This window comes from Achromobacter sp. 18P8.1.1 (genome assembly GCF_057799415.1).
This window is the reverse complement of the sequence record NZ_JBYOKH010000088.1, coordinates 1-11118: the sequence shown is the minus strand read 5'-3', so window position 1 is coordinate 11118 and position 11118 is coordinate 1. Positions and strand designations below refer to the sequence as shown.

9 protein-coding genes are annotated in these 11118 nt (G+C 67.7%); all 9 read left to right on the top strand.

Going from position 1 to position 11118, the window contains the following annotated elements; all coding sequences use genetic code 11:
• The coding region (locus tag AC27VE_RS30475; RefSeq protein WP_488705824.1) for a family 2A encapsulin nanocompartment cargo protein cysteine desulfurase at window positions 1-1703 on the top strand (1703 nt) is incomplete at its 5' end.
• Between the two features lie 10 nt (window positions 1704-1713).
• Complete coding sequence (locus AC27VE_RS30470) at window positions 1714-3042, top strand: LLM class flavin-dependent oxidoreductase (protein WP_488705823.1); 1329 nt, start codon at window positions 1714-1716, stop codon at window positions 3040-3042.
• Window positions 3043-3173: 131 nt separating this feature from the next.
• Window positions 3174-4790 (top strand): ABC transporter substrate-binding protein, encoded by a 1617-nt coding sequence (locus AC27VE_RS30465; RefSeq protein WP_488705822.1) that lies wholly within the window; start codon window positions 3174-3176, stop codon window positions 4788-4790.
• Between the two features lie 9 nt (window positions 4791-4799).
• On the top strand, window positions 4800-5795 hold the full coding sequence (locus AC27VE_RS30460) for an ABC transporter permease (RefSeq protein ID WP_488705821.1): 996 nt from the start codon (window positions 4800-4802) through the stop codon (window positions 5793-5795).
• A complete protein-coding gene (locus AC27VE_RS30455) occupies window positions 5792-6661 on the top strand; it encodes an ABC transporter permease (protein ID WP_488705820.1) in 870 nt (289 codons plus the stop codon). Before AC27VE_RS30460 ends, AC27VE_RS30455 begins: the two co-directional genes overlap by 4 nt.
• Window positions 6658-8325, top strand: coding sequence for a dipeptide ABC transporter ATP-binding protein (locus AC27VE_RS30450; RefSeq protein ID WP_488705819.1), 1668 nt, complete (start codon window positions 6658-6660; stop codon window positions 8323-8325). Before AC27VE_RS30455 ends, AC27VE_RS30450 begins: the two co-directional genes overlap by 4 nt.
• A 12-nt stretch (window positions 8326-8337) precedes the next feature.
• On the top strand, window positions 8338-9462 hold the full coding sequence (locus AC27VE_RS30445) for an LLM class flavin-dependent oxidoreductase (RefSeq protein WP_488705818.1): 1125 nt from the start codon (window positions 8338-8340) through the stop codon (window positions 9460-9462).
• Between the two features lie 2 nt (window positions 9463-9464).
• Entirely contained in the window at window positions 9465-10808 is a 1344-nt protein-coding gene (locus AC27VE_RS30440) for an LLM class flavin-dependent oxidoreductase (protein WP_488705817.1), read from the top strand.
• A partial coding sequence (locus AC27VE_RS30435) for an LLM class flavin-dependent oxidoreductase (protein ID WP_488705816.1) occupies window positions 10805-11118 on the top strand: 314 nt, incomplete at its 3' end. The genes AC27VE_RS30440 and AC27VE_RS30435, both read left to right, overlap by 4 nt.

The window sequence follows — 11118 nt, the reverse complement described above, 5'->3', positions numbered from 1 at the left end:
CATCGCCCGCGCAGTTGCCCTCGCTGGCGCATCGCGCGCCTGCGCTGCTGCCGCATGCGCAGGCGGGCAACGGCGTTCCGGACAACGTCGTGACGGCGGTGCCGGCGTACGAACCGCGCTTCGGTTCGGGTGTCACGGGCGTGGCGCCCCTGGCCGGGCGCACCGCCCCGGGGCAGGCCGCTACCGTGCGCGAGGCGGCTTCCTACTATTTCCTGGATGCCGCGCATGGCCAACCCGCCGCGGACCCGGCGGGCCAGGAGCACGTGCTGGGCGGCACGCGGGTCAGTGACGAACTGGCCGGACTGTCCTTGCCGGGGTTGGGCGCCGCCGGACCCGGCCCGGCCCCAGCCAGACCCACATTGCCGGCTGGGGAGCCCAGCTACTACTTCGTGGATGCGGTGGTGTTGCCCAGCGGTTATGTCACGCCGGCGCATCCCACGGCGCGCACGGCGCCCAGCGCGGGGGTCGATGCGCATCCGCCTTTCGACGTGCACGCGGTGCGGCGTGATTTCCCGGTGCTGCAGGAGCGCGTCAACGGCCGCCCGCTGGTGTGGTTCGACAACGCCGCCACCACGCACAAGCCGCAAAGCGTCATCGACCGTATCGCGTACTTCTACGCCCACGAAAACTCCAACATCCACCGGGCGGCGCATGAACTGGCGGCGCGCGCCACCGACGCCTACGAAGGCGCGCGCGAGCGGGCCCGCCGCTTCATCAACGCGCCCGACGTGAACGAGGTGATCTTCGTGCGCGGCACGACCGAGGCGATCAACCTGGTGGCCAAGAGCTGGGGTGCGCAACATGTGGGCGAGGGCGACGAAATCATCGTGTCGAACCTTGAGCACCACGCCAACATCGTGCCCTGGCAGCAGTTGGCAGCCGCCAAAGGCGCACGCCTGCGTGTGATCCCGGTGGACGATTCCGGGCAGATCCTGCTGGATGAATACCAAAAGCTGCTCAATGACCGTACCCGCATTGTCTCTGTCACACAGGTGTCGAATGCGCTGGGCACGGTAACGCCCGTCAAGGAGATCGTGGACCTGGCGCATCGCGCGGGCGCGCGCGTGCTGGTCGATGGCGCGCAGTCGGTGTCGCATATGCGGGTGGACGTGCAGGCGCTGGGCGCGGACTTCTTCGTGTTCTCGGGCCACAAGATCTTCGGCCCGACGGGCATTGGCGTCGTCTGGGGCAAGCGCGAGGTGCTGGAAGACATGCCGCCCTGGCAAGGCGGCGGCAACATGATCGCCGACGTGACGTTCGAGAGGACGGTGTTCCAGCCGATTCCCAACAAGTTCGAGGCGGGCACGGGCAATATCGCGGATGCCGTCGGGCTAGGCGCGGCGCTGGACTACGTGACGCGACTGGGCATCGAGAACATCGGGCGCTACGAACATGACTTGTTGGTCTACGGCATGCGGGGGCTGGGCGCCATCAAGGGCGTGCGCCTGATCGGCACGGCGGCAGAGAAGGCCAGCGTCATGTCCTTCGTGCTGGACGGCTACAGCACCGAAGAGGTGGGGCATGCGCTGAACGAGGAGGGCATCGCCGTGCGCACGGGCCACCATTGCGCGCAGCCGATCTTGCGCCGGTTCGGCGTGGAAACGACCGTGCGCCCGTCGCTGGCGTTCTACAACACGTACGACGAAATCGACCGCCTGCTGGACGTGGTGCAGCGGCTGTCCTCGGTCAGGCGAAAGGCATAAGGGGGCAAGCATGAGCGTGCAACGTCAACTCAAGCTGGGCGCGTTCATGCGCCCCGTCAGCATCCACACGGGCGCCTGGCGCTATCCGGGCGCGCATCGCGACGCCAATTTCAACTTCGAACACCTGAAGCGCTACGCCCAGACCCTGGAGCGGGCGCGCTTCGACGCCTTCTTCATGGCGGATCATCTGGCGCTGTTGAACATGCCGATCGATGCCTTGAAGCGCAGCCACACCGCGACGTCGTTCGAGCCTTTCACGCTGTTGTCGGCGCTTAGCCAGACGACGCAGCATCTGGGGCTGGTGGCCACGGCGTCCACCACCTTCGACGAACCCTTTCACGTGGCGCGGCGCTTCGCGTCGCTGGACCATCTGAGCCAGGGGCGGGCCGGGTGGAACATCGTCACCACCTCTAATCCCGACGCTGCGCTGAACTTCGGCCGTACCCGTCAGCCCGACCACGCGGCCCGCTACGCCCGGGCGCGGGAGTTCTACGATGTGGTGACCGGTTTGTGGGACAGTTGGGCCGACGACGCCTTCATCCGCGACGCCGACAGCGGCGTGTATTTCGACCCCGCCCGGCTGCGGGCCTTGAATCACCAGGGCGAGCACCTGTCGGTGAAGGGGCCGCTGCACATCGCCCGTCCGGTGCAGGGCTGGCCGGTCATCGTGCAGGCGGGCGCGTCGGAACCCGGCAGGCAACTGGCCGCAGAGACGGCGGAAGTGGTGTTCGCGGCGCAGTCCACGCTGGAGGAGGGCAGGCGGTTCTACGCCGACGTCAAAGGCCGGATGGACAGGCTGGGGCGCCATCGCGATCACCTGAAGATCCTGCCAGGCGTGCTCGTCGTGGTGGGTGAAACGGACCGCCAGGCGCGAGATATCCGCGCGCATCTGGACAGCCTTGTCCACTATGAAAGTGCCATCGCGTCGCTGTCCATTGCATTGGGCTGCGATGCCTCGGCCTTTGACCCCGACGCGCGCTTGCCCCCGGTTCCCGAGACCAACGCCAGCAAGAGCGGTCGCGAGCGGGTGATCGCCCTGGCCGAACGCGAAGGGTTCACGGTGCGGCAATTGGCCCAGCGCCTGGGCGGCTACGGCGGCCTGGCCATGGTGGGCACGGCGCGCCACATCGCGGATCAAATGCAGGAATGGCTGGAGGCGGAAGGGGCTGACGGCTTCAATGTGATGTTCCCGTGGCTACCCGGTGGCCTGGACGCGTTTACCGAGCAGGTCGTGCCCGAGCTCCAGCGGCGCGGCATTTTCCGTCGCGAATACGAAGGCTGCACGCTGCGCGAGAACCTGGGCTTGCCACGCCCGGAAAACCGGCATTTTCCGCGCTGACCGTCACCACGTCCATGATGCTTATGGGCATTAGTTTCTGCCGGATTTCGAAATCCGAAGAATGTATTTAGGCGCGGCCGCGCCCTTGTTTAGAGTGGATCGCTTCACTTCGAATACAAGGATGCAGGGTAATGCAGCGCAGCGTAGCCAGTGTGATGAATCAGACCCGGGGCGCGCATGCGCCGCGGCGGGCCGCCGGCATCGGCGCGGCGCTCTGCGCGGCGGCGTTTGCGCTGCTGGGCACCGCGGCGCACGGCGCCCAACCGCAATACGGCGGTATTCTCAAGGTCGCGCTGGAAGGGGACCCGCTTTGCGTTGACCCGCAGCAGCCCGGCAACAACACCGCGTTGAACATCGGCCGGCAGATCACAGACTCGTTGACGGATCAGGATCCCGAAACGGGCAACATCGTGCCGTGGCTGGCCACCAGTTGGAAATCCGAAGACGACAACCGCCGCTTCACCTTCGTGCTGCGCGACGGCGCGACATTTGCCGATGGCAGTCCGCTGGACGCCGATGCGGTCAAGGCCAACTTCGACGGCATCGTGAAGATGGGCGCGCGCGCCTCGCTGGCGTCGACCTACCTGGCCGGGCTGGACCGTATCGACACACCCGACCCGCGCACGGTCGTCATCGTCTTCAAGCAGCCCAACGCCCAGTTCCTGCAGGCCACTTCGACGATGAGCATGGGCCTGCTGTCCAAGGCCACGCTGGCCAAGTCCTATGAGGAACGGTGCCAGGGGCAGGTGGTGGGATCCGGTCCGTTCACCTTGACGTCGTTCGTGCATAACCAGGCCGCCAAGCTGCAGCGCCGGGAGGACTACGGCTGGCCGTCGTCGCTGGCCGCCCACAAAGACAAGGCATACCTGGAAGGCATCGAGTTCCGCATCATCCCGGAATCGGGGGTGCGCAACGGGAGCCTGCTGTCACGCCAGGTGGACGTCAGCACCAGCGTGCAGCCGCAGGATGAAAAGGTGCTGCTGGCCCAAGGTTTCCCGATCCTGGCGCGCAGCAATCCGGGGCTGGTCTACAGCTTCTTCCCGAATGAATCGCTGCCGTTGTGGGCGTCGCCGGCGGTGCGCCGCGCCATCGTCAAGGGCATCAACCGCCCCGAATTGCAGGCGATCCTGTCGCGCTATCAGCGCGCCGCCACGTCGGTGCTGGCCAAGACCACGCCGTCCTATGTCGATCAGTCGCAGGCCCTGGCCTATGACCCGAAAGGCGCGGCGAAGCTGCTGGAGGACGACGGCTGGGTGCTGGGCAAGGACGGCATCCGGGAAAAGAACGGCGAACGCCTGACCGTGCGGCTGGAATATTGGCAGGCGGTGACCTTCCTGGAACTGGTGCAGCAGCAACTGCGTGAGATCGGGGTGGACCTGCAACTGAAGAAGAGCGTGATCGGCCAAGTGAACGCCCAACGCGACACGGGCAAGATGCCGCTTCAGTTCTACAACCTGACCCGCGCCGACCCGGACATTCTGCGCACCGTGTTCCTGGCCAGCGGGCGCAACGTCAACTTCCGCCAGCCGGCCGAGGTGGACGAGGTGCTGGCCAAGTCGGCAGCCGCGCAGGACCCGGCAGAACGCCGCGCCCTGATCGCCCGCGCCGCCGAGCTGCTGGTGGCAGATGGGCATGCGATTCCGCTGGTGGAACTGGCAACGGTTGGCGCCACCGGCAAGCACGTGCACGGCCTGCACTACGACGCCTCGTCGCGCCTGCAGTTCTACGACACCTGGTTGCAGAAATAAGGGGATCGCATGACCAAGACCGCGGCGCGTAGCGGCTGGCGCGACGGCAACGACGCCTGGCGCTACGCCTTCAGCCGGATCGTCCAATCGGCTTTCGTGCTGTGGGCCGCCTATACGGTGTCATTCGTGATCCTGTATATCCTGCCCAGCGATCCCGTCAGCATCATGTTGAACCAGGGCGACCAGAGCATGGTCGATCCCGCCCAGGTGGCGGCGCTTCGCGCGCAGTACCACCTGGACGAACCGCTGCTGGTGCAGTACGGCATCGCGCTCTGGCAGGCGCTTCGCCTGGATCTGGGCGTGTCGATCCAGACGGGGCAGTCGGTGGCCGCCATGCTGGCGCAGGCGGCGCCCGCCACGGCGGCCCTTGCCCTGTGCGCGCTGGCGGCCGCGCTCGTCCTCGGCTTGGGGCTGGCCTTGGCGGCCAGTTCAGCACGCAATGCGCGCCTGCGGTCGGCGCTGCAGGCGGCGCCGTCGCTGGGCGTCTGCCTGCCGACCTTCTGGGTGGGGTTGCTGTTGCTGCAGTGGTTGTCGTTCACCTTTCCGGTGTTTCCGGCGATGGGCAATGACGGCTGGCAGTCGTTGGTGCTGCCGGCCGCGACGCTGGCGCTGCCCACCGCGGCCACCGTGGCCCAAGTGCTGTCGCGGTCGCTGTCGGCCGTGTGGGGGCAGCCGTTCGTCGGCGCATTGCGCGCCAAGGGCCTGTCGCGCAGGCGCCTGCTGTTCACGCACGTGCTGCCCAACGCCACGATTCCCGTGTTGACGATGACGGGCGTGCTGATGGGCAACCTTCTGGCGGGGTCCGTCGTGACGGAAACGGTGTTCTCGCGCGAAGGCATCGGCCGGCTCGCGCAGGGTGCGGTAGCGGTCAAGGACATTCCCGTGGTGCAAGGCGTTGTGGTGTTGGCGGCCGCGGTTTTCGTGGCCGTCAATCTGGTGGTGGACCTGGCGTATCCCTTGCTGGACCCCCGCATCACCCGCAACCGGGCGAGGGCGCTGGCATGAATACGCAAGCCATTTCTAGAGAGTCGCTCGCCCGGCCGGGCAGGCTGCTGGCGGCGGCCTCGGCCCTGCGAGCCCGGCCCGTGCTGACGGTAAGCGTCGCGGTGATCCTGCTGGTGCTGGGCTGGGCCTTGTTTCCGCAGGCGTTCACGGCCGCCGACCCCTTGCGCGGCGTGCCGCAGGACGCATTGCTGCCGCCATCCGCCACGCATTGGTTCGGTACCGACCATCTGGGGCGCGACATCTATGCGCGCACCGTCCATGGAACGTCCACCTCCCTGCAGGCGACGTCGCTGGCGGTGTTGATCGCGCTGTTTCTGGGCGGCGCGATCGGGCTGCTGGCGGGATTCCTGGGCGGGAAGGTGGATGCCGTGCTGATGCGCGCCACCGATATCCTGATGGCCATTCCCACCTTGCTGCTGTCCATGGCGATTGTGACGGTGCTGGGATTCGGCACGGTGCACATCGCTATTGCCGTCGGCCTGTCCTATGTGGCGACTTTTGGCCGGCTGATGCGCGGCGAAGTGCTGCGTTGGCGCAGCGCGGTGTTCGTTGAAGCTGCGGTGGCCTCTGGCGTGGGCATCCGCGGCATTCTGTTGCGCCACATCGCGCCGCATGCAGCGGGGCCTGTCCTGGCCCTGGCCGCGCTGGAGTTCGGCGCGGCCGTGCTGGCCGTGTCATCGCTCAGCTTCCTGGGGTTTGGCGCGCCGCCGCCCGCTCCCGAATGGGGGTTGCTGATTGCAGAGGGCCGCAACTATATCGCGGCAGCCTGGTGGTACACGACCATGCCGGGGCTGGTGGTGGCCACGGTGGTGTTGTCGGCGAACCAGATCGCCCGGTACGCCCAAGACCTGGGAGAATCGAAATGAACGCGCAACCCCTCAAAGATGTGCCCGGCGTGCCTGACGTGCTGGCGTTACGCGAATTGAATGTCGCTTACCGGGATGGCGCCACCGGTGCCTGGCGCAATGCCGTCAACGATGTGTCCCTGGCCATCCAGCCCGGCGAAATCGTGGCGCTGGTCGGCGAGTCCGGCTCCGGAAAATCGACGACCGCGGCGGCGTTGATCGGCCTGCTGCCGGACAACGCCCGCCGGCTGGGCGGCAGCATTGCGCTGGAAGGGCACGAACTGGCAGACGCACCCGAGTCCGTCTGGCAGGGCTTGCGCGGACGGCGAATCGGATTTGTCCCACAGGACCCGGGCCTGTCGCTGGATCCGGTCAGACGGATTGGCAAGCAACTGGAAGAAGCGTTGACCGTCCACGGCGTGCCGCTCGCCGAGGCGAGGCGCCGGGTGCCCGGCATCCTGGCCGATGTGGGGCTGAGCGACGTGGAACGGGTGGCGCGCAGCTTCCCGCACGAACTGTCGGGCGGCATGCGCCAGCGCGTGCTGATCGGCATGGCCGTGGCGCACGAACCCGCGCTGATCATCGCCGACGAACCGACCAGCGCGCTGGACGTGACCGTGCAGCGGCAAGTGCTGGACCATCTGGAAGCGCTGGTGCGGCGCAAGGGCATCGCGGTCCTGTTGATCACGCACGACCTGGGCGTGGCGTTCGACCGTGCGGACCGGGTGGTGGTGATGCAAGGCGGGCGCATCGTCGAAGCCGGCGCCGCGCGTCAATTGCGCGACCATCCTCGGCACCCCTACACGCGCACGTTGCTGGCGGCGGCGCCCGGGCTGAAGCGTGACGGATTCGGCTTCCAAGGGGCGCGTCCCCCCGTGCAGGCGCCGTTATTGGTCGTGGAAGGCTTGCAGAAGCGCTTCGGCGACGTGCTGGCGGTCGACGGCGTGTCGTTTCATGTGCCCCGTCATGGCACGACCAGCCTGGTGGGCGAATCCGGTTCCGGCAAGTCGACCACGTCGCGGATGGCGTTGTGCCTGGAACGGCCTACGGCCGGCCGCGTCTTGTTCGACGGCCGCGACGTGACCCGGTTGACGCGCAGCCAGTTGCAGGATTTCCGCCGGCGCGTGCAGGTGGTCTATCAGAACCCGTATGCGTCGCTGAATCCGCGGTTCACGCTGGAAGCCATCATCACCGAACCCTTGCGCGCCTTCGGCCTGGGCAATGGAGCCTCGCGCCGCGCGCGCGCCGCCGAACTGCTCCAGGCCGTGGAGCTTAACCCCGATCTGCTGGACAGCCGGCCGGCGCGTTTGTCCGGTGGCCAGCGCCAGCGCGTGGCGATCGCCCGCGCGCTCGCCATCGAGCCCGAGCTGCTGGTGCTGGACGAGCCCGTGTCGGCGCTGGACGTGTCGGTACAAGCGCGCATCTTGGCGCTGCTGCAGCGTTTGCAAGCGGAGTTGGGCGTCAGCTATCTGTTCGTATCCCATGACCTGGCGGTCGTCAGGCAGATTTCGGATCACGTGGTCGTGCTGCGGCGCGGCCAGGTGGCCGAACAGGGGCCGGTCGAGCAGGTTTTCGAAGCCCCCCGCCATCCCTATACGCAGGCCTTGCTTGGCGATACCCCGGGCGGACGCCATGCGCGGTCCGCCGCCGCGCCTGCGCCCTTGACCCTAGACCTGGCGGCATAAGGCCGCGACACCATGACCGACCCCTTACTGTTTCCCATTGGATTGGCCCTGAACGGCATTGCGCATGCGCCGCAGGACGACGCATCCGCTCGCCGCACCGAGGCGCGCTGGCTGGACGCGCTGCGGCGCGCCGATGATGCGGGCCTGGATTTCGCCACCTTCGAAGACCGCTGGGCACGCGGTAGCGCCTCCGGCCAGAGTCCCTTGGATGCCACCTTGCTGCTGTCGCGCGCCGGCCCCGCCACGCGCCGCATCGGCCTGATCCCATCGGTGGCCGTCAGCACCAACGAACCCTTCCACATCTCGACAGCCATCGCCACGCTGGATTACGTAACGCGGGGCCGCGCGGGATTGTTGCCGCAAGTACCAGCCGAATCCGATGTCGAGGCAGCGCTGGCGCACGCGGGCAGCCGCATCTACGGCCTGCCTGACGAACGCGACGGCCTCTACCGCGACGCGGCCGATGCCCTGGATGCCGTGCGCCGCCTGTGGGATAGCTGGGAAGAGGGCGCCATCATCCGCGACGTGGACACCGGCCGCTTTGTGGACCGCGACAAGCTGCACTATGTGGATGTGGATGCCGCGACCTTTTCCATCAAGGGACCTTCCATCGTGCCCCGCCCGCCCCAGGGGCAGCCGCCCGTAGCCGTGGCCTGGCGCGAAGCGCGCGATCTGGAATGGGCGGCGGCCCATGCCGATATCGTTTTCGTGCCTCCTCCCCAAGGTGAAGCGGACTGGGCGCCCGTGCGCCAGATCCTCGCTGCCGCGCAAGAACAGGGCGGTCGCAGCCTGGCGCCGCTGCGTTACTACGCGGACGTGGCCGTAGCGTTCGGCGGCGATGGCCCTCTGGCCGATGCTCAGGGCGTAGCGGCCCATACAGGCACGGCGCAAGCGTTGGCGGAACGCATCCAGCACTGGCGCGCACTGGGTTTTTCGGGCGTGCGCCTGCATCCGCAAGACCTGGACCGGGACCTGGATGGGGTGATCCGCGAGCTGCTCCCCCTGTTACGCGGGCCGGGATCGCCCGCGGCGCCCACGCCCGAAGCCGGGCAGCGACCCCTTTCCTTGCGTAGCCGCCTGGGGCTGGCGGAAGCAAGCAACCGTTATGCAGCCCTGGCAGGGCACGGAGGCCGTTAACCATGGCACAGAAGCAAGTGATCCTGGGCGCGCATTTTCCCGGCGTCAACAACATGACGGTCTGGAGCGACCCGCAGGCGGGCAGCCAGATCGAATTCGCCTCCTTTGAACGCTTTGCGCGTGCCGCCGAACGCGGCAAGCTGGACTTCGTGTTCCTGGCGGAAGGCCTGCGCCTGCGCGAGCAGCGCGGCAAGCTGCACGACCTGGACGTGGTCGGGCGCCCGAACACGCTGGTCGTGCTGGCGGCGCTGGCCGCCGTGACCGAACGGATCGGCCTGGCCGGCACGCTCAACGCCACCTTCAATGAACCCTACAACCTGGCGCGCCAGCTGGCCACGCTGGACCATGTGTCGGGCGGCCGGTCCGCCTGGAACGTGGTGACGTCGCCCGGCGCCTTTACGGGCGAGAACTTCCGGCGCGGCGCCTACCTGCCGCATGACCAGCGCTACGAGCGCGCCCGCGAATTCGTCGAACTGGCCCGGCATTTGTGGAGCGGCGGCGACGACGGCCAAGGCAGCTTCGATTACCAGGGCCGGCAGTTCACGGTCCGCGGCCGCCTGGACGTGCCGCCGCTACCCCAAGGGCACCCGATCATCATCCAGGCCGGCGATTCAACGCAGGGCAGGGAGTTCGCCGCCCGCAGCGCGGATGCGATCTTCACCCGCCACGGATCGCTTGCCGAGGGGCAGGCGTTCTATGCCGACGTCAAAGCGCGGCTGCCCAAGTACGGCCGCGCCGAGCACGACCTGAAGATCCTGCCCGGCGTGGGGTTCGTGCTGGGCGATACGCCGGAAGAGGCCGCCGAACGCCATGCCGAGGTTCGACGCCAGCAGGTCAGCCCGCAAACCGCCATCGTGTTGCTGGAACAGTTGTGGAACCGCGACCTGTCCGGTTTCGACCCCGACGGGCCGTTGCCGGATTTCGACCCCGACGTCTCGGCCACGACCGTGGCAAAGGGCCGCACCCGCCAGCACGACGACACGCTGGCCACGGCACGTCAATGGCGCGAACTGTCCCGCCGTGAAAACCTGGGCATCCGCGACTTGATCATCAAAGTCACGGGGCGCCAACAGTTCGTTGGAACGCCGGCCCAGGTGGCCGAAGACATGAACCGCTATGTGCAGCAGAACGCGTCGGACGGCTTTATCCTGGTGCCGCACCTGATTCCCAGCGGCATCGAGGAATTCGTGGACCGGGTCGTGCCGCTGCTGCAGGAGCGCGGCGTCTTCCGCCAGGAGTATGCCGGCAGCACGCTGCGCGAGCACCTGGGCTTGTCGGCCGCGCGCCATGAACCGGTTGCCGAGCGCGACGTGGCGGCAGCCGCCGCCGAGGCGGTCGCATCATGAGCCGCCATCCCCGCGTACCCTTGTCGGTGTTGGACCTGGCGCCGATTTCCACGGGGTCCGATGTTCGCCAGGCCCTGGCCAACACCGTGCATCTGGCGCGCCGTGCCGAACAGGCCGGCTACCGCCGCTATTGGCTGGCCGAACATCATCTGTCTGAAGGGCTGGCCAGTTCGGCCACGCCCGTGCTGATCGGCCAGGTCGCGGCGGCGACCTCGCGCTTACGCGTCGGGTCGGGCGCCACGCTGCTCGGCTACCACACGCCGCTGGCGGTGGCCGAGGCTTACGGCACATTGGATGCGCTGCACCCCGG

What these genes read in the sequence shown, in the direction of transcription:
- AC27VE_RS30450 (WP_488705819.1), top strand. Translation starts at nt 6,658, where the DNA reads ATGAACGCGCAACCCCTCAAAGATGTGCCCGGCGTGCCTGACGTGCTG.
- AC27VE_RS30470 (WP_488705823.1), top strand. Translation starts at nt 1,714, where the DNA reads ATGAGCGTGCAACGTCAACTCAAGCTGGGCGCGTTCATGCGCCCCGTC.
- AC27VE_RS30440 (WP_488705817.1), top strand. Translation starts at nt 9,465, where the DNA reads ATGGCACAGAAGCAAGTGATCCTGGGCGCGCATTTTCCCGGCGTCAAC.
- AC27VE_RS30455 (WP_488705820.1), top strand. Translation starts at nt 5,792, where the DNA reads ATGAATACGCAAGCCATTTCTAGAGAGTCGCTCGCCCGGCCGGGCAGG.
- AC27VE_RS30465 (WP_488705822.1), top strand. Translation starts at nt 3,174, where the DNA reads ATGCAGCGCAGCGTAGCCAGTGTGATGAATCAGACCCGGGGCGCGCAT.
- AC27VE_RS30460 (WP_488705821.1), top strand. Translation starts at nt 4,800, where the DNA reads ATGACCAAGACCGCGGCGCGTAGCGGCTGGCGCGACGGCAACGACGCC.
- AC27VE_RS30445 (WP_488705818.1), top strand. Translation starts at nt 8,338, where the DNA reads ATGACCGACCCCTTACTGTTTCCCATTGGATTGGCCCTGAACGGCATT.